Here is a 23,532-nt window from a genome sequence, read left to right as displayed (position 1 = left end):
GACGGGTGAGCGGAACCGGCGACATCCTCGACCTCGACATCACGGGCGTCGCCCACGGCGGCGTCTTCGTCGCCCGCCACGAGGGGCGGGTGGTCTTCGTGCCCGACACGATCCCGGGGGAGCGTGTGCGTGTGCGGCTCACCGACACCGCGAAGAAGTCGTTCTGGCGGGCCGAGACGCTCGAGGTCCTCGACGCGTCGCCGCACCGGCAGCTGCACGTCTGGCGGCAGGCCGATGTCGACGTGCCGCCCGAGCAGCGCCCCGGCGGCGCCGACTTCGGGCACATCTCGCTGGAGCACCAGCGCCGGCTGAAGCTCGAGGTGCTCCTGGACGCGCTGCACCGCTTCGGCGGCATCGCCGATCCCGCCGCGACGATGAGCGGCGCGTCCGCTCCGGTCGACGGCGAGGAGGTCGACGGCGACGAGGCCGACGCCGAGACCGTCGACGGCACCGGATGGCGCACCCGCGTGAGCCTGCACGTCGACGCCGACGGCAACGTCGGCCAGTACGCCGCGCGCAGCCACCGGGTGATCCCGCTCGAAGACCTGCCGCTGGCCACCGCCGAGGTCGAGCGCGCGGCCATGGCTCTCCACGGCGGCGAGCCGGGGCGCATCGACCTGGTGCAGCCGGCGGACGGCCGCGTGCGCGTGCTGCCGCGCCCCGATGCGGTGCGGCCCACCGGTCCTCGCGGTGGCCGGGGGCGGCCCGGGCGACGTCCGGGGCGGCCCCAGGCCAAGGCGCCGACCCCCGAGGTGATCGTCGAGCGCGTCGGCGGGCGCGGGTTCCGCGTGGACGCCGGCGGGTTCTGGCAGGTGCACCGGCTGGCGGCGCACACGCTCACGACCACCGTCGCGGCGGCGCTGCGGGCCCGGGCGGGCGACGCGCCCGCCGTCGATCCGGACGCCTGGCACCTGGACCTCTACGGCGGCGTCGGCCTCTTCGCCGCGACGCTGGGGGAGCTCGGCGGTCCCTCCACCCGTGTCACGAGCGTCGAGTCCGACTCCCGTGCGACCGAGCATGCCGGTGAGAACCTCGCCGAGTGGGTGGGCGCGCGCGCCGAGACCGGGCGGGTCGACCGGTGGCTGGCGCGGCTGGCGGCCGAGGCATCCGCCGCCGAGAAGGAACGGCTGGCGCGCGGTGTCGTGCTGCTCGACCCGCCCCGCTCGGGCGCGGGACGCGAGGTCGTGGAGCACATCACGACCCTGTCGCCGGCCACGATCGTCTACGTCGCGTGCGACCCGGTGGCCCTCGCCCGCGACATCGCGACGTTCCGCGCCGGGGGGTACGAGGTGGCGGGCATCGACGCACTGGACGTCTTCCCCAATTCACATCACGTCGAGGCTGTGGCCCTCCTCACCCGCGCCGACGCACGTGGATAGGCTGAGCGCATGACGCGCGTCGCCCTCATCGACGACCACGAGTCGGTGCGGCTCGGGCTCCAGGCGGCGTGCGCGCGGGCCGAGAGCATGAACGTGGCCTTCTCGGGCAGCACCGTGACGGAGTATCTGGACTGGCGTGCCTACGCGCGCCAGGCGCCGGCCGACGTCGTCGTGCTCGACCTCACGCTCGGCGACGGGACGACCGTTACCGAGAACGTCGGCCGTCTCGTGCGCGACGGCTCGAGCGTCATCATCCACAGCGTCGCCGACCGCCCTGCCGCCGTGCGCGAGGCGCTCGCCGCCGGCGCCGCCGGGGTGGTGAGCAAGTCCTCGCCGATCGACGACGTGATCGCCGCGGTGCGCACCGTCGCCCGCGGCGAACCCCTCAACAACGTCGAGTGGGCCAGTGCCGTCGAGGGGGATCGCGCGTTCGCCGACGCACAGCTGTCGGCGCGTGAGCGCGACGTCCTGCGGCTCTACGCCGCCGGGCTGCCGCTCAAGGTCGTCGCGGACCGCCTCGGCGTGGCCTATTCCACCGCCAAGGAGAACATCACCCGCATCCGCGTCAAGTACGTCGAGGTCGGGCGCCCCGCGCCCACCAAGATCGATCTGCTCCACCGCGCGGTCGAGGACGGCATCCTCGTCGAGCCGTCCGCCGACCCGGGAGACGTGGCGCGTGGCCGCTGACGTGCAGACGGGCGTGCTCGACACGGCCTGGGGGCAGATCCCGCATGCCACGCATGCGACGGCGGGGATCGGCTCGTTCACCCGGTCGCGGGTCGAGCGCATCATCTCGCTCGCCGCCGGCCTCGGGTCGGTCATCGTCGGCCTGCAGTCGTTCCTGACCGCGCTGGGATCCGCCGACGAGCGCCCGGGCTGGCACGAGGCGCTCATGATCTCGGTGTTCGGGTCGCTCGCCGTCATGATCCTGGCCTGCATCATCGGCCGCGGGGTGCGCATCGCGGCCGGCGCGTTCGCGATGATCTACGTCCTCGCCCTCGTCGCCTGGCCCATCGCGACGGCCGGCGTCGCGCCGCCCTCGCTCGAGGAGCCGTGGATCTGGCTTCCCCTCAACCTCGCGACCCTGGCGGCCGTGCTCGCCTTCCCCTTCCCGCTGCAGGTCATCTGGACCGCGCTGACGCCGCTGCTCTTCGGGATCGTGCGCCTGATCCAGGTCGGCTTCGCCCAGGAGTACTGGCTGGTCGTCGGGCTCGACGTGTCGTTCACGCTCATCCTGGGCGGCGTGATCCTCACGCTCGGGTGGCTGTTCCGCTCGATGGCCGTCAACGTCGACGAGACGCGCGCCCGCGCCGTGGCCTCGTACGCGAAGGCGGCCGCCGCGGACGCCGCCGAGCAGGAGCGCGTCGCCGTCGCGGCGCTCATGCACGACAGCGTGCTGGCCGCGCTGATCGCGGCGGAGCGCGCGACCACGCCGCGCGAGCGCACGCTGGCGGCGACGATGGCGCGGGAGGCGCTGACGCGGCTGGCCAACACCGAGCAGGACGACCACGAGGGCACCGACGAGCCGTGGGATGCCGCCACCCTCGCCGCCGAGGTGGGCGAGGCCGCCCGCGACCTGGGCGTCGAGGTCGACGTCCAGCGCGACATCGACCCCGCCTCGCCGCCGATCCCGGGGCGCGTGGCGCGGGCGCTCACGCTCGCCGCGACCCAGGCCGTCGCCAACGCGATCCAGCACGCCGGCGGCGCGGGTCTCGGCGTGGCCGTGATCTGCGGCGGCGGACGGGTGCGCGTGGAGGTGCACGACGCCGGGGAGGGCTTCGATCCGGATGCCGTCCCCGACGACCGCCTCGGGATCCGTGCGTCGATCGTGGCGCGGGTCGCGGCCGTCGGCGGGAAGGCCGACCTGCAGACGGGACCGCACGGCACCGTCATCCGCCTGTCGTGGCAGGAGGCGGCCGCATGATCAGCGTCAAGAACGTCCTGGCCGTGCTGGCCGTCGCCTTCACGGCGTACCTCGCCGCCCGCGGGCTGTCGTGGACGGGCCCGGTGCCCTACCCGCTCGTGGTCGTCACCACCCTCGCCCTCTATCTCGCCACCACCTGGCTCTGCATCTTCTGGGAGCCTGCGGCGGTGAGGGCTGCCCGCGCCGCGGCCGAGGCGGCCGGACCCGGCGCGCCCCGCGACCCCGCAAGGCCCGAGGCCGCGGGCGACGGCATCCGCGGTTCGATGCCGCTGCCCGTTCCCGCCCAGGTGCTCGCTCTGGCGTGCGCCCTCATCGTGCCGAGCGCCATCGCCCTCTCGGTCGGCGAGGCCGCGCGCACCGATCCCTTCGCCACCTGGTACCTGGGCGGCATCGGGGCGCTGATGACCATCGTCATGGTCCGCCGCCGGCCGTGGACGGCCTGGGCGGGCATCGTCGCGCTGTCGGTGGCGTCGATGGCGTGGATGGGGCCGCTGACCGCGCTCGGTATCGGCCTCGTGGGCTCGATCGTCTGGGTCGCCGTCGCGCAGCTGCTCGTGCGCTCGATGGATCGCGCCGCGCGCGACACCTCGCGTCTCACGCGCCTGCAGCGTGCCGCGACGGCCTGGCAGACGTCCCAGGTCGTGCGTCAGCGGGAGCGGCGGGTGCAGGTGCAGAAGGCGCTCGCGGTCGCCGGGCCCGTGCTCACGCGGACCGTCGCGAACGGCGGCGCCCTCACCGACGACGACCGCCTCGAGGCGCGCATCGCCGAGGGGCGGTTGCGCGACGAGATGCGCGGGCCGCGTCTCCTCGACGACGACGTGCGCGCCGAGCTGGAGCGGGCACGACGGCGCGGTGCGAACGTGACGGTGCTCGACGAAGGCGGGCTGGACGACGTCGACGAGGACACGCTGGCGGTCATCCGGGCGCAGCTGGCCGAGACCCTGCGTTCGGCCAGCTCCGACCGCCTGTACATCCGCACGTCGCCGGACGAGCGGGTCGCGGTGACGGTGGTGGGGCGATCGCCGTCGGTCGGCGCCCCCAGCGACGAGGACGCGGTCGACCTCTGGCGCGAGATCCCGCACCCCGGGAGGGTGTGACGGCGCGCCGCGACCGCCCGCACTCGCGGACGGCGTCTGTCGGCGCACACGATCCCCGCCCAGCAGGGGGAGGGACGCCGGACGGGGAACGAAATCGAAGGAGGCGAGGGGCGGCGAAGCCGCCCGCCCCTCGCCTGGCGGACGGTTACCCGAAAACCGTCCGCGTGGCCGGACCCGGGGTATCCGCATGACGGATCCGGGTCGGCCGAACGCAAAAGCGTTCCAGCGAATCCAGTATCCCCACGCGATGCGACCGGTGTCTGTAGGTATTTCGGGGGACACGGGCCATGCCCGCGCGGGGCGTCAGCCGAAGCGTCCCCAGCCGAGATCGCGCCGCAGCGGGCGGCGAAGGTCGCGCTGCGACAGCTGCCACGCGGTGCGGCGGGCGCTGTCGTCGGCGACGGCCTCCGCGGCCTCGCCGACGTAGGCCTCGCTGACGACGGCGATGAGCGCCGCGAGCTCCTCCTCCGTGGCCGTGCCGCGGAGGACGTCGATCGTGACGCGGTCCGCCTGCGACCCGTCGTCCGCGATGCTCACAGCGGGATGTTCCCGTGCTTCTTGGGCGGCAGGCTCGCGCGCTTGCCGCGGAGGGCCCGCAGCGCCTTGGCGACCGACACGCGGGTGGCCGCGGGCTCGATGATGCCGTCGAGCTCGCCGCGCTCGGCGGCGAGGAACGGCGAGGCGACGTTGTAGGTGTACTCGTTCGCCAGGCGCGTGCGCACGGCGGCGACGTCTTCGCCCGCCTCCTCGGCCCGCTTGATCTCGCCGCGGTACAGGATGTTGACCGCGCCCTGCCCGCCCATCACGGCGATCTCGGCGGTCGGCCACGCCAGGTTGATGTCTGCGCCCAGCTGCTTGGAGCCCATCACGATGTAGGCGCCGCCGTACGCCTTGCGCAGGATCACGGTGACCAGCGGCACGGTCGCCTCGGCGTACGCGTACAGCAGCTTCGCGCCGCGACGGATGACGCCCGTCCACTCCTGGTCGGTGCCGGGGAGGTAGCCGGGCACGTCGACGAGGGTGACGATCGGGATCGAGAACGCGTCGCAGAAGCGCACGAAGCGGCTGGCCTTCTCGCCGGCCTCGATGTTGAGGGTCCCCGCCATCTGCGACGGCTGGTTGGCGATGATGCCCACCGAGCGCCCCTCGATGCGGCCGAAGCCGATGACGATGTTCGGGGCGAACAGAGGCTGCACCTCGAGGAAGTCCTCCGCGTCGACGATGCCGCGGATGACCTGATGGATGTCGTACGGCTGGTTGGGCGAGTCGGGGATGATCGCGTTCAGCGCGCGGTCGGCATCCGTCGTCTCGAACTCGAATCCCGTCTCGTAGACCGGCAGCTCGGCCATGTTGTTGTCGGGGAGGAAGCCGAGCATGGTGCGGACGTAGTCGATCGCGTCGTCCTCGTCCTCGGCGAGATAGTGCGCGACGCCCGAGCGGGTGTTGTGCGTGTGCGCGCCGCCGAGCTCCTCCATGCCGACGTCCTCGCCGGTCACGGTCTTGATGACGTCGGGGCCGGTGACGAACATCTGGCTGGTCTTGTCGACCATGACGACGAAATCGGTGAGGGCGGGGGAGTAGACCGCACCGCCGGCGGCCGGGCCCATGATGATCGAGATCTGCGGGATGACGCCCGACGCCTGGGTGTTGAGGCGGAAGATCTCGCCGTACTTGCCGAGGGCGACGACGCCCTCCTGGATGCGCGCGCCGCCCGAATCGAGGATTCCGACGATCGGGATGCCGGAGCGCAGCGCGAACTCCATCACCTTGATGATCTTCTCGCCGGCGACCTCGCCGAGCGAGCCGCCGAAGGTCGAGAAGTCCTGCGAGTACACCGCCACCGTGCGACCGTGGATGGTGCCGACGCCCGACACGACGGAGTCGCCGTAGGGGCGGGACCGGTCCATGCCGAACGCTGTGGTGCGGTGGCGGACGTACTCGTCGAGCTCGACGAAGCTGCCGGTGTCGAGGAGCATGTCGATGCGCTCCCGCGCGGTGCCCTTGCCCTTCGCGTGCTGCTTCTGCTTGGCGACCTCCTCGGGATCGAGCACGGCCTCCTGGAAGCGGGCGCGGAGGTCGGCGATCTTGCCGGCGGTCGTCGAGAGGTCGGGCTGCTCGGTCACGGATTCCACCCTATCGGCGGGGTCGGCGCATCCGTTGGAGGGTCCGCACAAGGGGTCGCGGCATCCGCTGTGCACCTCACCGCACGGTCGCGGCGCGCGCCACTCACAGATCCTGATGGACGGCGGCATGAACGGCGTAGCGTGGGGACCATGACGTTCTCGTCCGACGGGTTCCCGCTCACCGCCGCCATCAGCCCGCGCGTCCAGGTCGTGGAGTCGACGGACTCGACCAACGCGGACGTGCTGCGCCACGTCGCGGAGGCGCCCGCGGACTGGCCGCACCTGTCCCTCCTCCTGACGAACGACCAGCGCGCGGGCCGCGGTCGCCTGGACCGCACGTGGGTGACGCCGCCGGGCACCGCCCTGGCCGTGTCGGTGCTCGTGGACGTCACCGGCCTGCCGGCCGCCGCGCGCGGCTGGATCCCGCTCATCGCCGGCGCCGCGATGACGCGGGCGATCGGCGCACAGCTGACCGGCAGCATCCACACCGCGACCCTCAAGTGGCCCAACGACGTGCTCCTGGACGGCCAGAAGGTGTGCGGCATCCTCGCCGAGGTCGTCCCCGGCCGTCCGGACGCCGTCGTGGTCGGAGCGGGCGTCAACACGCGGATGCCGCGCCCCGACCTGCCGGTGACCACGGCCACATCCTTCGCCGTGCACGGCCTCACGTGCGACGAGGACCGCCTGCTCGCCGACTACCTCGGCGCGCTGGACGAGCAGCTCAAGGCCCTCGTCGCGGCGGGCGGGGATGCGGGGGCGTCGGGGGTGCAGGGCGAGGTCGAGGCGCTGTGCGGCACCCTCGGTCACGACGTGGCCGTGTCGCTGCCCGACGGCCAGACGCTGTGGGGGCGAGGTCACCGCATCGACCCGGACGGGCGGCTCGTGATCGTCCAGGACGACGAGTACGAGAGCGTGGTCTCGGCGGGCGACGTGGTCCACGTCCGGACCCGGCCGTCGACCGCACCGGACTGAGCCGAACCGGCGGGTGCGCGCCGCGGTGTCGCGGCCACCGGTCACAATGGGAGCATGACGCAGCCGACGAGCTACGGCGGCAGGCCGCTCACCCCTGCCCCGGGCGCCCCCACGCCGGAGCTGCTCGTCGCGCGCTTCCGCCCGCACGCCCGCAGGCTCTTCTGGTCCGCGCTGGTGCTCATCGCCGTCGCAGCGGCCTGCGGGTACCTCTACGGCAACCTCCCTACGCCGTTCGAGGACTGGATGCTGCTGGGTGCCGGCGCCGCCATCGTCCTCCTCCTCGTGCTCCTGCCGTTCCTCGGCTGGTGGGCCCACGTCTACACGATCACGACCCGGCGGGTCATGGAGCGCCGTGGCGCCTTCGGCGTGAAGAAGCGGGAGCTCGCCCACGTGCGCGGCTACACGCTCACGGTGCGCCGGGGCGTGCTGCAGCGCCTGTGGGGTGCCGGCACGATCACTCTCGCGAACGGCGTCGACGAGCCCCTGCGCCTGGCCGACATCCCGAGCGTCGAGCTCGTGCACGAGGCGCTCGTCGACCAGGTCGAGGTCAACCAGATCCTGGCGCATCGCGACGCCCAGCCGCTTCCGCCGGGCCCGCCGCCCGCGGTCCCGCCACGGCCTCCCGCGCCGACCTCCTGACGCGCCGCGTCCCGCTCGCGGGTGCGGGATGATGGAGGAGGTCTGTCTGCAGTCGAGAGGGAGTGGCATGGCGCTGCGAGTCGGAGTCGTCGGGGGCGGGCAGCTGGCCCGCATGATGATCGCGCCGGCGGTCGAGCTCGGGGTCGAGCTGCGGGTGCTCGCCGAGGAGGAGGGCATGTCGGCCTCGCTCGCCGCGACCGCCGTCGGCGACTACCGCGACGCCGCCACGGTGCTGGCCTTCGCCCGGGACGTCGACGTGCTCACCTTCGACCACGAGCACGTGCCGCAGGAGGTGCTGGCGGCGCTGGTGGCCGAGGGCGTCGCCGTCCACCCTGGTCCCGACGCGCTGCGGTACGCGCAGGACAAGCTGTTGATGCGCGCACGCCTGCAGGAGCTGGGGATGCCGCAGCCGGACTGGGCGGCCGTCACGACCGCTGAGGAGCTCCAGGCCTTCATCGACGACCACGGCGGCCGGGCGGTCGTGAAGACGCCGCGCGGCGGGTACGACGGCAAGGGCGTGCGCGTCGTCGCGGCGGGCACGGAGGCCGAGGACTGGTTCGCGACGCTCGCGGAGGACGCCCGGGGCGGCGCGCTGCTGGCGGAGGAGCTGGTCGAGTTCACGCGCGAGCTCGCCCAGCAGGTCGCCCGCCGTCCTTCGGGCGCCGTCCGGGCGTATCCGGTGGTCGAGACGGTCCAGCGCGACGGCGTCTGCGCCGAGGTGATCGCGCCCGCCCCGCACGCGGGGGACCGGCTGCAGCAGGTGGCGGCCCAGGTCGGCGTCGGCATCGCCGAGGGCCTGGGCGTCACCGGGATGCTGGCGGTGGAGCTCTTCGAGACCACGGACGAGCGGCTGCTCGTCAACGAGCTCGCGATGCGGCCGCACAACAGCGGGCACTGGAGCCAGGACGGCGCGGTGACCAGCCAGTTCGAGCAGCACCTGCGCGCCGTGCTGGACCTTCCGCTGGGCGACACCGATCCGCTGGCCGAGTGGGCGATGATGGTCAACATCCTCGGCGGCCCGGCGCAGGACTCTCTGGACGCGCGGTTCGCCGCGGCGATGGGCGAGCACCCGCAGGCGAAGGTGCACACCTACGGCAAGGCGCCCCGCCCCGGGCGCAAGGTCGGTCACGTCACCGTCGTGGGCGACGACCTGGACGACGTCGCGTACCAGGCGCGGGCCGCGGCATCCGTCTTCCTCGACTGAGCGCTCGAGCAGTCCCTGGGCTTGCCGACGGGGCCGCGCCGTTGCGGGGATCTTCCAGCCTCGCCCCCTACCCTTGACGAGTGACTGCGCCCCTTCACTCCTCCGAGGCGCCGCTGGTCGGCGTCGTCATGGGTTCCGACTCGGACTGGCGGGTCATGAGCGATGCCTCCCAGGCCCTCACCGACTTCGGGATCCCCCACGAGGTGGAGGTCGTCTCGGCGCACCGCACCCCCGACAAGCTCATGCGCTACGGGCGGGACGCCCGCTCGCGCGGCCTGCGGGTCATCATCGCGGGAGCGGGGGGCGCTGCCCACCTGCCGGGCATGCTGGCGTCGGTGACGCCGCTGCCCGTGATCGGGGTCCCGGTGCAGCTCGCGACGCTCGACGGCATGGACTCACTGCTGAGCATCGTCCAGATGCCCGCAGGAATCCCGGTGGCCACGGTCTCGATCAACGGCGCCAAGAACGCCGGGCTCCTGGCCGCGCGCATCCTGGGAGTCGCCGACGATGCCGCGGCGGATCGCGTCGAGGCCTACGCCCGTGACCTGGAATCCCAGGTGGAGGAGAAGAACCGGCGGCTCAGGGAGTCGCTGTGAGCATCGCCAGTCCTCCGCGCACGGGCGCCAGGGCGGCGACGGCCGCGGTCGTGAACGAGCGTCCGCTGCGGTATCCCGACACCTCGTCCCGCGCCCTCATGACCCGGCGCGGGTGGTGGCTGGTCGGCCTCAACTTCCTCATCCCGGGCTCGGCGCAGGTGCTCGCGGGCAACCGGCGGCTCGGTCGCTTCGGGATCGCATCCACGCTCGTGCTGTGGGTGCTCGCGGTGGTGGGGGTGCTGTTCGCGCTGCTCGCGCCGACCGCGGGGCTGAGCCTGGTCACCAGCGCGTGGCTTCCGGACTGGCTCGGACTCCTCCGCCCGCTGCCACTCCTCGTCGCGCAGGGCGTGCTCATCGCCTACGCCGCGCTGTGGATCGTGCTCACGATCGACACGCTGCGCCTCGTGCGGCTGGTCAGGACCGGGCGTGGCGCCCGCTTCGCGATCGCGACCGTGGCCGTGGGGCTGCTCGTCGTCGCCAGCGGCACCGCCGCCTACGCATCCACGGCGGTCGGCACCGCGCGCAGCACGATCTCGACGATCTTCGGGGCGAGCGGTCCGACCGTGCCACCGTCGGACGGGTACTACAACATCCTCCTGCTCGGCGCCGACAGCGGCGAGGGCCGCGACTCGATGCGGTTCGACAGCATCTCGGTCGTGTCGGTGAACGCTCAGACGGGGGCCACCACGATCACCGGCATCCCACGCGACATGCCGCATTTCCCGTTCTCGGAGGGACCGATGCGGGACCGCTATCCCGACGGCCACGAGGGCTTCTCCGACCCGTCGTGCGGGTGGGGGAGCGGCATCAACCAGCTGCGCACCGAGGTCGAGGTGTGCCAGGACGGCGCGGAGCTGTATCCGGATGCCGAGTCCAACGGATCGGCCCCCGGCATCGAGGCCACCAAGGACGCCGCCGAAGGCATCCTCGGCATCGAGATCCCCTATTACGTGTTCATCGACATGCACGGGTTCGCGTCCCTCGTCGACGCTCTCGGCGGCGTCGAGATCACCGTCGCCGAGCGCCTGCCCAAGGGCGGCGGGCCGTCGTACACCGGCCAGCCCGTCGAGGAGTGGGCGATCGGCTGGATCGAGCCCGGCACGCAGCGCATGGACGGCGACACCGCGCAGTGGTACGCCCGCTCCCGCTACACCACGAGCGACTTCGACCGCATGGAGCGCCAGCGGGAGCTGCAGGCGGCGATCCTCGCGCAGTTCACCCCGCAGGTGGTGCTGACCCGGTTCCAGGACGTCGCCGCGGCGGGTGCCGACATCGTGCAGACCGATCTGCCGCAGTCGCTCATCCCGACGCTCGTGGACCTGGCGATGAAGGCCAAGGAGCAGCCCGTGCAGACGCTCGAGCTGACGCCGGCCGGCGGGATCGACGAGTTCGACCCCGACTACGCCTATATCGCCGAGCTGATCCAGACGACGCTGCACCCGCCGACCGAGACGCCGGAGGGCTGAGCGGTGGTGGCGACCCTTCGCGTCATGCTGGACCAGCTCGTGGCGCCCAATGAGCCGCAGCTCGCCGAGGCATCGCTCGAGCTGGCGCGGGCTCTCGTCGTCGCCGCGCCCGACGGGTGCGAGGTAGAGGGCATCGGCCCCGCGGGCGGCGCGGACGACGCGTTCGCGGCGGTTCCGGGGCTGTCCGCCGTCCGGCGCAGCGCGCTGCCGCGTCGCGAGCTCGCCGGTGCGCTGCAGCTCGGGGTGGGCAGCGGCCTCGGCGGCGGCATGATCCACGCGCCGTCGCTGTTCGCGCCCCTCGTGCGGCACGACCGCGTCCACGACCACGACCAGACCGTCGTGACGATCTGGGATCTGCGGCCGTGGGAGGCGTCGTCCGAGCTGCCTCGCTCGGTCGTCGGGTGGCACCGGGCGATGCTCAAGCGCGCGGCCAAGCACGCCGACGCGGTCGTCGTGCCGACGCACTCCCTCGCCACGCGGCTGCTGGAGATCGCTCCTTCGCTGGCGAACAGGGTCCGGGTCATCGCCGGCGCCGCCCCGTCCCGATTCGCGGTGCCGACGGACGAGGTCGGTCGTCGTCGGGGGCTCGACCTGCCGGAAGGATTCGTGCTGATCTCCGGAGGCCCGCCCCCTTCGGAGAACCTCGCCACGGCGCTGGCAGCGGTGGCGGCATCCGGCATCGACCTCCCCGTCGTGGTCATCGACGTCGATGAGGGGGACGAGCCGGCGGTCGCCGACATCGCCTCCGCCGCGGGCGTGCCCGAGCGCGCCGTGCATGTGCGGGGCGCGCTCGATCCCGCCGACCGCGCCGCCGTGTTCGGCGGGGCGGTCGCGCTCGTCGCGCCGTCGCGACGGGCCGCGTTCCCCTGGCGCGTGGTCGACGCGCTGCGGCTCGGTGTCCCGGTGATCGCCGCGGCCTCCGCCGTGCACGACGAGGTCGTGCTCGACGGGGGAGTGCTCGTCTCGGCGACCGACGCCTCCGAGCTGTCCGACGGCCTCGGTGCGGCGCTCGCGTCGGCGCTCGCGTCCACGGCACAGGCCGAGCGGCTCGGCGTGCTGGCCGGTGATCGCGGCCGCGCCTTCTCGTGGCGCGAGGCGGCGGACAAGGTGTGGCTCCTCCACGCCGAGCTGTAGACAGCCTTCGAGTCTTCCGAAAGCGACGTGTCGATGCGCCGCTTTTCGGTGTCGTGTTGTACTCATCCGTCCCATCGGTCACACTGGTCACATGGCGGGGGCTATCAGAAGGCGCGTGCGCGCGTCGAGATCGACGATCATCGGGATGCTGGCCGTGACGGTGATGCTGATCTCAGGCCTCACCGGAGCGACCTCCGCCGCCGCGGCAGCCGGGCCCCAGGCCCGCGAATCCGGCATCGTGGCCGCCGCCGATCTGAGCTCGTTCCAGCCGGGCAACATCGTCAGCGACGCCGTCTTCTTCTACAAGGACGCGATGACGGAGGCGCAGATCCAGGCCTTCCTCGAGCAGAAGGTGCCGAGCTGCAAGGCGGGCTACACGTGCCTCCGGGACTGGTACGACACCTCGCGCACCACCTCCGCGGACGCCATGTGCGGCGCGTACCAGGGCGGCGTCCGCGAACGCGCATCGCGGATCATCTACAAGGTGGCCCAGGCGTGCGGCATCAACCCGCAGGTGATCCTCGTCACCCTCCAGAAGGAGCAGGGCCTCGTCACGCACACCTGGCCCAGCGACTGGCGGTACACGATCGCCATGGGACAGGGATGCCCCGACACCGCGGCGTGCGACACGCGGTATTACGGCTTCTTCAACCAGGTCTTCGGGGCGGCATGGCAGCTCAAGCGCTACGCCAACCCGCCCGGGACCAGCCAGTACTTCACGTGGTACGCGCCGGGCAAGACGTGGAACGTGCGCTGGCACCCGAACGCCGCGTGCGGCTCGTCGCCGGTCTACGTGCAGAACCAGGCCACCGCCAACCTGTACTACTACACCCCGTATCAGCCCAACGCCGCAGCGCTGCGCGCGGGCTACGGCACGGGGGACGGATGCTCCAGCTACGGCAACCGCAACTTCGTCAACTACTTCACCGACTGGTTCGGCTCGACCCAGTACGTGAGCACCGACACTGCGTTCGCCGACGTGTCGGGGGTGGCGTCGTCTCCGGTGTACAGCGTGTTCGCGTCGGATATCTCGTGGCTGGCCTCGGCGGGGATATCGAACGGGTGGCCGCTTGCGAACGGCGGAAGGGAGTTTCGGCCTGGCGCACCGGTGACCCGCGACGTGATGGCGGCGTTCCTGTATCGCTTGGCGGGACAGCCGGCATTCACACCGCCGGCGCAGTCCCCCTTCACGGACGTGCCCACGAGCTACCTGTTCTACAAGGAGATCGCTTGGTTGGCGGCGAGCGGCATCAGCACGGGCTGGGCGAAGGGCGCGGGCTGGGAGTTCCGCCCGGGTGCGGTGGTCACCCGTGACGTGATGGCGGCGTTCCTGTACCGCCTGGCGGAGGAGCCGTCGTTCGTGCCTCCGGAGACGTCGCCGTTCGTGGATGTCAAGGTCACCGACGTCTTCTACGACGAGATTTCATGGCTGGCCGCCACGGAGATCAGCACGGGGTGGCCTGTCGGGGGCGGCGTGAGCGAGTATCGCCCGGGCGCCGTGGTGACCCGCGATGTGATGGCGGCGTTCCTCCACCGCGAGCACGCGTATCTGAACGCGTTCGCCGACGTGTCGGGGGTGGCGTCGTCTCCGGTGTACAGCGTGTTCGCGTCGGATATCTCGTGGCTGGCCTCGGCGGGGATATCGAACGGGTGGCCGCTTGCGAACGGCGGAAGGGAGTTTCGGCCTGGCGCACCGGTGACCCGCGACGTGATGGCGGCGTTCCTGTATCGCTTGGCGGGACAGCCGGCATTCACACCGCCGGCGCAGTCCCCCTTCACGGACGTGCCCACGAGCTACCTGTTCTACAAGGAGATCGCTTGGTTGGCGGCGAGCGGCATCAGCACGGGCTGGGCGAAGGGCGCGGGCTGGGAGTTCCGCCCGGGTGCGGTGGTCACCCGTGACGTGATGGCGGCGTTCCTGTACCGCCTGGCGGAGGAGCCGTCGTTCGTGCCTCCGGAGACGTCGCCGTTCGTGGATGTCAAGGTCACCGACGTCTTCTACGACGAGATTTCATGGCTGGCCGCCACGGAGATCAGCACGGGGTGGCCTGTCGGGGGCGGCGTGAGCGAGTATCGCCCGGGCGCCGTGGTGACCCGCGATGTGATGGCGGCGTTCCTCCACCGCGAGCACGCGATGCTGCACCCCTGACAGCGGGGGAGAGATCGCTGGCCGAGCCGATGCCTGTCGGAGAGCCGGCGTCGGCTCCGGCTGGATGCGTGCGTCAGTCCTGCCGGGACGCGTGCTCGCGGAACCGGGAGAGCATCACGACCAGGGACTCGCGTGTCAGCGCGCCGGAGGGCTGATACGTGGGCGGGCCGAACGGATCTTCCCAGCCGCGCGCGATATCGGCGGAGTGGAGCCACGTGATCGCCGGGGCGTCGGGATCCGATTCGTCCACGTCGGCGAACGGCGAGGCGGCGGGGGCCTCGGGCAGCCCAGCCAGCGCATGGAGGTACGCCGCGATGTCAGCGCGCGTCGCGGGACGGCCCGTATCCCCGCGGTCCCCACGGTCCCCAGACTCGCCGATCGCCCTCGCGAGCCAGCGGGCTGCGGCCTGCTCGGGGGACGCGCGATCGTCCGGGGGCACGCTGGAAGCCGGCTCGGCGACGTGCACGTCGCGGTCGCCCACGAGGGTCTGCAGCGCCAGGGCGACGGTGCCGCGTGACACCGGCTCATCGGGTCTGAACTCGGTCCGGCCGGCGGCGTCCGGGTACCCGGGGAGGATGAGCGCCTCCGTGGCCTCGACGATCGCATCGAAGTACGCGTGGTCACGCGCGACGTCGGTGAACGGCGACTGGCTCAGTGCGCGCAGCGCGCGCACTGCGTCGGTCGACGGACCGTCGAAGACGACCTTCCCGTCTTTGAGCACGATGCCCCGCTCACAGAGCCGGGAGACCATGCTGAGGTCGTGCGACACCACCACCAGCGTCTTGCCGCTGGCGTGCAGCTGACGGATCCGCGCGAGGCACTTGCGCTGGAACGGCTCGTCTCCGACCGACAGGATCTCGTCGATGAGGAGGATATCGACCTCGGTGTGGATGGCGACGGCGAATGCGAGGCGCAGGAACATCCCCGACGAGTAGTGCTTGACCTCGGTGTCGATGAACTGCTCGATCTCGCTGAATGCGACGATGTCGTCGAAGCGCTCCTCGGTCTCCTTCCGGCTCATGCCGAGGATCGCCGCGTTCAGGAAGATGTTCTCGCGCCCCGACAGATCGGGGTGGAATCCGGCACCGACTTCGATGAGACCAGCCACGCGGCCGCGGGTGAGCACCTCACCGCTGTCGGGGCGCAGAACTCCTGAGATCATCTTGAGCGTCGTCGACTTGCCGGAGCCGTTGAATCCGAGCAGCGCGACCGACTCGCCTTCGCTGATCTCAAACGACACCCCGTCCAGCGCGTGGAATCGGGTGGACAGAGGCTTTCTCCGCGCGGCCGCGACGAACGTCTCCTTGATGGAGTGGGTGTGCCGGAGAGTGAAGTCCTTGTGGACGTCGTCGACGATAATGCGGGCGTCGGAGCGGCGAGGTTCAGAGATCCTGGGCAAATCGTCCCTCCAGACGGCGGAAGACCATCTGGCCGGCGGCCAACACGACCAGAGATGTCGTGAGGGCGACGGCCGTGTACAGCCAGAGGTCGGGAAGCGGTTCGGCTCCGCGCGGGTCCAGCGGAAGCCACAGGCCGTAGTGGAACAGCTCCACCGTGGGCGTCAGTGGGTTCAGCCGGTAGAGCACGAAGAGCCACTCGGGAACCTGATCGGCGACCATCTGCCACTGGTACATCACCGGGGAGGCCCAGATCGACATCATCACGATGATCTCGACGAAGCTCTGTGCATCGCGAAACGTGACGTTGACTGCGCTGAAGAGCAGCCCCAGTCCCGTCGACAGGATCGCGACGATCACGATGGCCAGGACGATGGCGGTGATCTGGAGGAGGCTCGGAGCCCAGCCGAAGAACAGCGCGATGGCGATGATCACGATGATCTGGGGCGCGGTGTTGACCGCGGCCACGAGGACGCTCGCCAGCGGGAACATCTCGCGGGGCAGGTAGATCTTCTTGATGAGCGGGGCGTTGTCGACGAGCGACCTGGTGCCGTTCGAGAAGGCCTCGTTGAAGAACGTGACGATCGTGATGCCCGCAAGCAGATAGATCGGGTAATACTCGATGCTCTTGTTCAGGCCGAGGAAGACGCCGAGTGCCACGAAGAACACCACGAACTGCACGAGCGGCTTGACGTACGACCATGCCCAGCCGAAGACCGACCCCCGATAGCGGATGCCCACCTCTTTCCTCACGATCAGCGAGAGGAGGTACCGTCGCCGGACGACGTCGATCAGGCCACGGTTCGCGCCAGGACGGTCGAACGTACCGGCAGACGATGCGTGAGCCATGGATCAGATCCTTCGAGGGTCGCGGCGCAAGTGGGCAGCGGAGATCTTACTGAGGTGCTCATGAGAGCGGGGTGGGACGGCGCCGCAGCACGCGCGCACCGGCGCCGTCGGTCAGACGCGCGGGCCGTCGCCGATCCCGAACGTCTGCTCCCAGGCCGTGGGCGACGTCACCTGGTCGAGCGCACCCCGATACTCCTCGGCGAGGTCGTCCCAACGACGCAGGAGTTCGAGATGCAGACTGCGGCTGCGCCGAAGGAGTCGACGGAACTCTCCGCGATCACGGCGGTACACGGACGCACCGGTCCCGTCCGCGGTCGACACCAGCGCGGCATCGAGCCCAGCGAACCGCCACCACCGCACCTGATCGGAGGCGACGCGGTCCTCGGGCTGGTCCCACCGGCCCGAGGGCTTCAGATAGTTCCGGGCGGCCGCGACACCAGCGCGAAGAAGCCACTTCGGAGCGGATGTCGGAGCCGACGGCGCGCGTCCCTTGCGAGAGGGCTTGCGGCGCGCGACCTTGGGGTACTTGGCGACCTCCTTCAGCACCTGACCATCGGGATAACTCGCGTGCAGGCCGCGCATCTCGGCCGCGCGCTGCTCGAGCGTCTCGTGGAGATGTGCCGGTCCTCGCAGAAGGTCCTCGAGCGCCTGCACACGCATCGCGACGGGGGAGTACTGCAAAGTCAGAAGATGCTTGACGTCGGCGAGGAAGCTCTCACGCGGGAGCGCGCCGCCCTTGCGGTACGGCGAGTAGAGAAGACCGACGAGCCAGCGGTTGCGCTGGTGGTAGTAGGCCTGCCAGTCCAGACGGTCGTCCTTCTCCGTCCATGGCATGTGCCAGACGGCGGCACCGGGAAGAGAGACGGTCGGGATCCCAGCCTTGCCGGCGCGGAGCCCGTACTCGGCGTCATCCCACTTGATGAAGACCGGCAGCGACAGTCCGATGCGCTCGATCGCCGCGCGGGGGATGAGGCACATCCACCACCCGTTATACGCGACGTCGATCCGTCGATGCAGGGTCGCGTCTGAACGGAGCGCCTTGACGTTGAAGTCGAAGGACTCGAGCGACTCCTCGACCGGGTGCCACATCGCGCGGTAGAGGTTGACGCTCTCCCCGAAGCTGTGAAGGACCGAGCGCTCGTAGAGGTTGAGCATGTGGCCGCCCACGATCGTGTCGGTGCGGCAGAAGTCTGCAAAGGCAATCGCGCGCACGATGCCCTCGGTCTCGACCACCACGTCGTCGTCCAGGAGCATGACGTAGTCGGCCGAGGTGCCCTGCGTGCCCTCGTACATGCCGCGGGCGAATCCGCCGGATCCACCGAGGTTCGGCTGGCGCATGAGTTGGAACTTCTCGCCCAGGGCAGCCGCCGCCTCGTCGAAGCCGTCGGCATCGCTGACGAGCTTCGACCCCTGGTCCACGATCATGAGCCGGTCCAGCACCGCGAGCAGGTCGGGGGAGCCCGCGAACAGGCGCATCTGCGACACGCAGTCGTCCGGGCGGTTGTAGGTGGTGATGGACACGGCCGCAGTCCCCCGTCGGCGCGCATGGCGCTCGTCGACCGTCCAGACCGCCGAGACGACCTCCGCAGGCGCCGCGCCCGCTTCCAGGTCGAACCAGAGCCAACCGCCGTCGCCGAAGTCCGTGAGCGAGATGTCGAACTCGACGGTGCCACTCACGTTCATCTCCGTGGCGACGCGACGGAATGAGCCGCGGACCGTCGATCGGAAGACGTTCACACTGGCCTCGCCGTTGATCTCCACGGTGAGGCGCACGGCGTCCACATCGGTCCACTGGCGCCAGTATGCGGCCGGGAAGGCGTTGAAGTAGGTGGCGAACGAGACGGTGGAACGTGCGGCGAGGGTCACCGAGTGGCGTTGGATCTTGGACAGGGACTTGCGGGCGGTTGCGAGCATGGTCGGACCTACGGACTGGACGTCCTTGGCCTTCAGCCCGAAACGCTCCTTGTCCTCCCGAGACGGAGCGTGCGAGGCCTGGGGGTTGGAGACCGCCGTGCGCGTGTCTACGTAGAGGGGAAGCGCCATGGGATCGGCGTCGCTCGGGAACGTGAGACGGTGGACGATTCGGCGACCAGCGGCCGCTGAGGTTTCAGACATGGACAACCTTCATCATTTCCGGGAGACGGGTCCCGCCGCCGATTCGTTCAGGGCGGAGGCGCCACGACATCCTATCCGTGCGATCTTGGGAGACTCCTCCGGTCGGCCCGTGCGGGCACGCGACCTGCGCCGGATCAGCCGAGCTCGCAGCCCACGACCTCATACAGGCGGGCCTCGCCGATCTCATCGACGAGCGCGACGGCGTCCGAGCGGTCCAGATCCTCGAAACCCGGGTACCGGTAGTTCTCACCATTGATCTGCTGTGTGCCGAAGTCGAGAATGTAGTTGACTCCGGTCCGATCGAGGGCGCCGCAGACGGCGCTCCCGGGGGAGGCTTCGTTCGCGGCGCTGTCGATCAGGGCGATGTCGTCGTTCATGTCGATGATGACCGCCGGATGGAGCACATCGATGCCCGAGACGGCGTAGGCCATAGCCGTACCCGTGCCGGGGTTCCCGGCGATCACGGCGTCTGCCGGAACGAGGTCGGGAAGCTTCCGGAGGAGGGCGAACTCGTCGGGCGTCAGCAGCGGCGATGCCTCCGAGGGGATGTAGACGTGTCTCGCGCGCTGGATGGCGTTCGGAATGGAGATGAACTGTGTGACCGCGATGAGGGCGATGCAGCCGATTCCCACGAGCACGAAGTACGACGGCGTACCGGCAGCGGAATAGCGCGCCGGGGCCCGCCTCACGAGCCACGACCAGAGTGCATCCACGGCGAGGGCGGCGATCGGCACGGCCAGCATCGGGATCAGCGCAGCCAGCCGCGGCGAGTTGTTGTACCAGCCGGCCGCGATGTCGTGCCGGAGCCACAGCCACTGCATGGAAGACGTGACGACGAAGAGGGTGCCGAGTACCACGAGGAAGCCGACCGCTGTCCGCGCCGCCGCCGTGCCGCGTCGCCAGGCGAGCACTGCGCCGGCGAGTACGCAGACGGCGAGCACGACGGGGATCACCGCTCGTTCCATCGACATCGTCAGAACCTCGCCGATGGCCTGCCCCGGGGTCTGGGAGGGCGGCCAGATGTCCTCGGGTACCGGCGGCCTGAGCTGGCGCCACAGCAGCAGGGCCACCACTGCGGCGATGACGAGCCCGCTCGCGGCGATCCAGAGAGATCGACGCTTCGGGCGGGCTCTGGCGAAGCCGACGAAAGCGGTGAAAGCGGACACCATCGCCAACAGCACCCATGCGATGAAGGCACTGGGGTGCACGAGGAGGAGTCCGGGAACGGCGGCGAGGAGGACGAGGAGCCACGGTGCTGGAGCGATCCACGGCGACGGGCTCACCAGCTTCAGCATCGCGAGCGTGGCGGCGAGGATTGCCGGAAGAGTGCTGACGGCGAGGAAGTACGGGTAGAGCACCCCGTAGTCGATCATCAGGATGGGGAACGCGGGTGCCGCCGCCGTGAGGATCCCCAGCGCCACGACGTACGCGGGCCTCCGGCCGAAGACCATCACGCCGAGCATCATCACGGATGCAGGCCAGACGAGCGCTCCGACGGCGATCATCACGGCGTTTGAGGACGCGGCGAGTGATGCGCCCGAACTCTGCGCGACCAGGGCGACGAGCCCGTGCCACAGCGCCGGGTAGAACGTCAATCCTGACGCACCGGACTGCGTGAGCTGGGAGACGCTCAGCGGCGATGCGTTGCCGGTGTCGAGGATGAACCGGGCCGCGTTGAGGTGGAAGATGTTGTCGAATGTCTGAGAGATGTTCTGCGGGTCGCCCACGATCAGGACGAACTGCGCGGCGACGAGTGCGCCGCCGACGGCGAGCCCGGTCACGACAGTTGCGCCGCCCCGGGGCCGGATGTCCTCGCCTCGGCGCCACCACCTCCCGAGGGTCACGCGGAGGACGAGGGCGAGGATGCCACCGATGACCGTCATCGCGAGGACGGGCAGCAGGGACCATGTCAAGCCTGCCAAGGGGGCGACCAGCGAGGCGCCGGCGATGATCGGGACGGAGACCGGCGCAGCCAGGCTCCATGCGGGCACCCCGCGGAATCCGAGTAGCCGGACGATGGCATAGCCGGGGACGATGACGACCGCGGCGGCGACCGCGATCGGGAGGATCATCGCGAACCACCCGCTCACGAGGCGACCCCCGACGATGCGCCGACATGGGTCGTCGGTCGATCCACGGACGCATGGTCAACCGACGGATGTGCTGCGCTCATCGAAAAATGGGTCCTCTGGGGCGGGGGAAGATCGGTGCGATGGTACCAGCCGGGTCTTGTGGTCGGCCCGAACGCCCGGCGCGAGTCCGGGGGTCGGCGGGGCACTCACGTATGCTGGTGGGCGGCATCCGCCGGCGCCCCGCGCCGCCCGCCGCCTCCGAAACCCCGCATCGCTCACGTCATGACCGCTCTCACGCCCCTCGCTTCTGCCGAACAGCGGCGACCCCAGCGGTCGCAGCGCTTCCGCCTCGACATTCAAGCGCTGCGAGCGCTGGCGATCGCGCTCGTCGCGATCAATCACCTGTGGCCGGCCAGGCTGCCCGGTGGCTATGTCGGTGTCGACGTCTTCTTCGTCATCTCCGGATACCTGATCACCGCACACCTCTTCGCCGAGGTCGCCGCCACGGGCGGTATCCGCCTGGGGCAGTTCTACGCGCGCCGCATCCGTCGTCTCCTCCCTGCGGCACTCCTGGTCCTCGCCGTCTCGGCAGTTCTGGTCGCGGTCTTCCTTCCCTATCCGCAATGGGCGCGCAACGCCGCGGAGCTCGCCGGAAGCGCGGCATACGTCGAGAACTGGATCCTTGCGGCACTGGCGGTCAACTACTCGGCGGTCAACGACGCGGCAACCGTCGCCCAGCACTACTGGTCCCTGTCCGTGGAGGAGCAGTTCTACCTCTTGTGGCCCGTTCTCCTGCTCGGGGGTCTGTGGCTGATCGGCCGGAGACGCAGGAAAGTAAGCAGCCGACGGCGCGCCTTCGCCCTGCTCGCGGTGGTCGCCGCGCTCTCCCTCGCGGCCAGCATCCTGTACACCGTGGCCCAGCCTGCGCAGGCGTATTTCGCGACGTTCACCCGGGCGTGGGAGTTCGCGCTCGGTGGACTCATTGCGCTCGCCGGGCACCGCCTCGCGCCTCGAGGGATGGTCGCGGGACTGATGGCTGCCGGCGGGTTCGTCGCAATCCTCGCGGCCGCGGTGTGGTTCGGGTCCGAAACCCCGTTCCCGGGCTGGGCGGCGCTGCTCCCCGTCGTCGGGACGGGGGCGATCATCCTCGCCGGCACGCGAGGCGGCACCACATGGCACACCCCCGTCACCTCGAGTGGGCCCGTGCAGTGGCTGGGAGACATCTCCTACTCGCTGTACCTCTGGCATTGGCCGCTCATCGTCGTTGCGCCATTCGTCCTGCGTGCTGAGTTGACGACCATGTCCAAGCTCGGCATCCTCGCCACGGCGGTCGCCCTGGCCGCCTTCACGAAGACGTTCGTCGAAGATCCCGGCCGGCGCGCGAAGGTGTGGAACGGCTCCGTGAGGCGCTCGCTTGCCGGGATGGGAGCAGGGATGCTGGTCGTGTTTGTCGCGGCCGCGGGGCTGTACGCCGGGTCCGTCGCGCGCGACGCCGCGGAGTCGCCCGACGCCGCGCTCCCGGTCGGTTCGTGCGTCGGTCCCGGGGCGATCCACGATGTCGCGTCATGCCCTGACGCCTTCGGTCCTGCGGTCTCGACGGTGATGACGCGCAAGAACTCGCCCTTCTTCTCCCCGCCGGAGTGTCAGGAGACGGCCGACCTCGTGTTCGGTGACCGCAAGACCACGCGCCTCTGCGACTTCTCCGCCGACGACCCCGAAGCGGTCGAGGTCTGGCTGGTCGGCGACTCGCACGCGGAGCATTGGCAGGGTGCGGTCTTCGAGCTGGCGCAGAAGCACCGCTGGCGCGTGACGGTGAGCCTGTTCGGGGGATGTCCGGCTGCCGATGTCGCGTTCGTCGGGTTCCGCGGACCCGCCTCACCCGCTGAGGGGGCGGACTGCCGTGCCTGGGGGCGTGCCGTGAGCGATCGGATCGTCCGCGATCGTCCGGACGCCGTGCTGACATCGATGGCTGCCCGGCTCCAGCTCGTGGACGACGGGTCGGGGCGATCGCAGACGGATCAATTCGTCGGCGGCCTAGTGCGGGACTGGATGACGTGGGCGGACGCGGGCGTCTCGGTTTTCCCCATCGGCGACCCGCCTCTGAACGGCGAGGTTCGCACCGCCGACTGCGTAGCCCTGCACTCGGCCGACCCCCTGGAGTGCGCGCGCCCTCGCGAGCTCGCCCACCCGAGCGATCCGCTGATGCTGGCCGCGGCGGCCATGGACCATGACGACGTGCACCCCATCGACTTGACCTCCAACTTCTGCGACGAGAAGCTGTGCTACGCCGTCATCGGCGGCGAGCCCGTCTACTACGACGCCGATCACCTTAATCTGCGGTTCACGCGCATGCTCGTCCCCCAACTGGATCGAGCCCTCTCCGAGCACCTCGCCTCGACTGCCGGGTGAACCCCGA

The 23,532-nt window shown here is 70.7% G+C and carries 18 protein-coding genes and 1 pseudogene; 12 read left to right on the top strand and 7 right to left on the bottom strand.

Annotated features, from left to right (window positions below; all coding sequences use genetic code 11):
- The first annotated feature begins 5 nt into the window (after positions 1-5).
- From ACZBH1_RS01530 to ACZBH1_RS01515, 4 genes are read left to right on the top strand one after another with little or no spacing between them, the layout of a single operon-like run.
- Positions 6-1,379, top strand: a complete 1,374-nt coding sequence (locus ACZBH1_RS01530; RefSeq protein WP_463645286.1) for a class I SAM-dependent RNA methyltransferase — start codon at positions 6-8, stop codon at positions 1,377-1,379.
- A gap of 9 nt (positions 1,380-1,388) precedes the next feature.
- A complete protein-coding gene (locus ACZBH1_RS01525) occupies positions 1,389-2,066 on the top strand; it encodes a response regulator (RefSeq protein WP_336398426.1) in 678 nt (225 codons plus the stop codon).
- Positions 2,056-3,303: a sensor histidine kinase gene (locus tag ACZBH1_RS01520; RefSeq protein WP_463645285.1), complete on the top strand. Its 1,248-nt coding sequence runs from the start codon at positions 2,056-2,058 to the stop codon at positions 3,301-3,303. Before ACZBH1_RS01525 ends, ACZBH1_RS01520 begins: the two co-directional genes overlap by 11 nt.
- Complete coding sequence (locus tag ACZBH1_RS01515; RefSeq protein ID WP_463645284.1) at positions 3,300-4,400, top strand: DUF8320 family protein; 1,101 nt, start codon at positions 3,300-3,302, stop codon at positions 4,398-4,400. Before ACZBH1_RS01520 ends, ACZBH1_RS01515 begins: the two co-directional genes overlap by 4 nt.
- A 303-nt stretch (positions 4,401-4,703) precedes the next feature.
- Here the strand turns inward: ACZBH1_RS01515 and ACZBH1_RS01510 are convergent, their stop codons facing one another.
- A complete protein-coding gene (locus ACZBH1_RS01510) occupies positions 4,704-4,937 on the bottom strand; it encodes an acyl-CoA carboxylase subunit epsilon (protein WP_336398429.1) in 234 nt (77 codons plus the stop codon).
- On the bottom strand, positions 4,934-6,523 hold the full coding sequence (locus ACZBH1_RS01505; RefSeq protein ID WP_378882441.1) for an acyl-CoA carboxylase subunit beta: 1,590 nt from the start codon (positions 6,521-6,523) through the stop codon (positions 4,934-4,936). The genes ACZBH1_RS01510 and ACZBH1_RS01505 overlap by 4 nt, the downstream gene beginning before the upstream one ends.
- A gap of 150 nt (positions 6,524-6,673) precedes the next feature.
- Here ACZBH1_RS01505 and ACZBH1_RS01500 point away from each other — a divergent pair, with 150 nt between their 5' ends.
- From ACZBH1_RS01500 to ACZBH1_RS01470, 7 genes are all read left to right on the top strand, one after another.
- Positions 6,674-7,495: a biotin--[acetyl-CoA-carboxylase] ligase gene (locus tag ACZBH1_RS01500; RefSeq protein ID WP_463645283.1), complete on the top strand. Its 822-nt coding sequence runs from the start codon at positions 6,674-6,676 to the stop codon at positions 7,493-7,495.
- A 54-nt stretch (positions 7,496-7,549) separates the two neighbouring features.
- The gene (locus ACZBH1_RS01495) at positions 7,550-8,134 is read left to right on the top strand and encodes a PH domain-containing protein (RefSeq protein WP_463645282.1); all 585 of its coding nucleotides are present in this window, start codon (positions 7,550-7,552) and stop codon (positions 8,132-8,134) included.
- A 67-nt stretch (positions 8,135-8,201) separates the two neighbouring features.
- Entirely contained in the window at positions 8,202-9,338 is a 1,137-nt protein-coding gene (locus tag ACZBH1_RS01490; RefSeq protein WP_463645281.1) for a 5-(carboxyamino)imidazole ribonucleotide synthase, read from the top strand.
- A gap of 128 nt (positions 9,339-9,466) precedes the next feature.
- Positions 9,467-9,934 (top strand): 5-(carboxyamino)imidazole ribonucleotide mutase, encoded by a 468-nt coding sequence (gene purE, locus ACZBH1_RS01485; protein ID WP_463646641.1) that lies wholly within the window; start codon positions 9,467-9,469, stop codon positions 9,932-9,934.
- Entirely contained in the window at positions 9,931-11,400 is a 1,470-nt protein-coding gene (locus tag ACZBH1_RS01480; RefSeq protein WP_463645280.1) for an LCP family protein, read from the top strand. Before purE ends, ACZBH1_RS01480 begins: the two co-directional genes overlap by 4 nt.
- Before the next feature lie 3 nt (positions 11,401-11,403).
- Positions 11,404-12,534 (top strand): glycosyltransferase, encoded by a 1,131-nt coding sequence (locus ACZBH1_RS01475; RefSeq protein WP_463645279.1) that lies wholly within the window; start codon positions 11,404-11,406, stop codon positions 12,532-12,534.
- Positions 12,535-12,649: 115 nt separating this feature from the next.
- On the top strand, positions 12,650-14,683 hold the full coding sequence (locus tag ACZBH1_RS01470; RefSeq protein WP_463645278.1) for an S-layer homology domain-containing protein: 2,034 nt from the start codon (positions 12,650-12,652) through the stop codon (positions 14,681-14,683).
- Between the two features lie 73 nt (positions 14,684-14,756).
- On the opposite strand, the gene ACZBH1_RS01465 is transcribed toward ACZBH1_RS01470, so the two are convergent.
- The 5 genes and pseudogenes from ACZBH1_RS01465 to ACZBH1_RS01445 form a co-directional block, all read right to left on the bottom strand.
- Entirely contained in the window at positions 14,757-15,356 is a 600-nt protein-coding gene (locus ACZBH1_RS01465; RefSeq protein ID WP_463646640.1) for an S-layer homology domain-containing protein, read from the bottom strand.
- Positions 15,342-16,082: pseudogene (locus ACZBH1_RS01460) on the bottom strand (ABC transporter ATP-binding protein); the annotation flags it as partial. The gene ACZBH1_RS01465 and the pseudogene ACZBH1_RS01460, both read right to left, overlap by 15 nt.
- Positions 16,066-16,929 carry an ABC transporter permease gene (locus ACZBH1_RS01455; RefSeq protein WP_463645277.1) on the bottom strand — a complete coding sequence of 288 codons (864 nt, stop codon included), beginning with the start codon at positions 16,927-16,929 and terminating at the stop codon, positions 16,066-16,068. The gene ACZBH1_RS01455 and the pseudogene ACZBH1_RS01460, both read right to left, overlap by 17 nt.
- Before the next feature lie 111 nt (positions 16,930-17,040).
- Positions 17,041-19,044, bottom strand: coding sequence for a glycosyltransferase (locus ACZBH1_RS01450; RefSeq protein ID WP_463645276.1), 2,004 nt, complete (start codon positions 19,042-19,044; stop codon positions 17,041-17,043).
- Between the two features lie 134 nt (positions 19,045-19,178).
- Positions 19,179-21,134 carry a DUF6541 family protein gene (locus ACZBH1_RS01445; RefSeq protein ID WP_463645275.1) on the bottom strand — a complete coding sequence of 652 codons (1,956 nt, stop codon included), beginning with the start codon at positions 21,132-21,134 and terminating at the stop codon, positions 19,179-19,181.
- A 264-nt stretch (positions 21,135-21,398) separates the two neighbouring features.
- Between ACZBH1_RS01445 and ACZBH1_RS01440 the strand changes: the two genes are divergently transcribed.
- Entirely contained in the window at positions 21,399-23,525 is a 2,127-nt protein-coding gene (locus ACZBH1_RS01440) for an acyltransferase family protein (RefSeq protein ID WP_463645274.1), read from the top strand.
- The last annotated feature ends 7 nt before the right edge of the window (positions 23,526-23,532 follow it).

This window comes from Microbacterium sp. ZXT2-5, assembly GCF_055329545.1.
The sequence above is the reverse complement of the archived record's forward strand: the minus strand, read 5'-3'. Positions and strand labels throughout refer to the sequence as shown.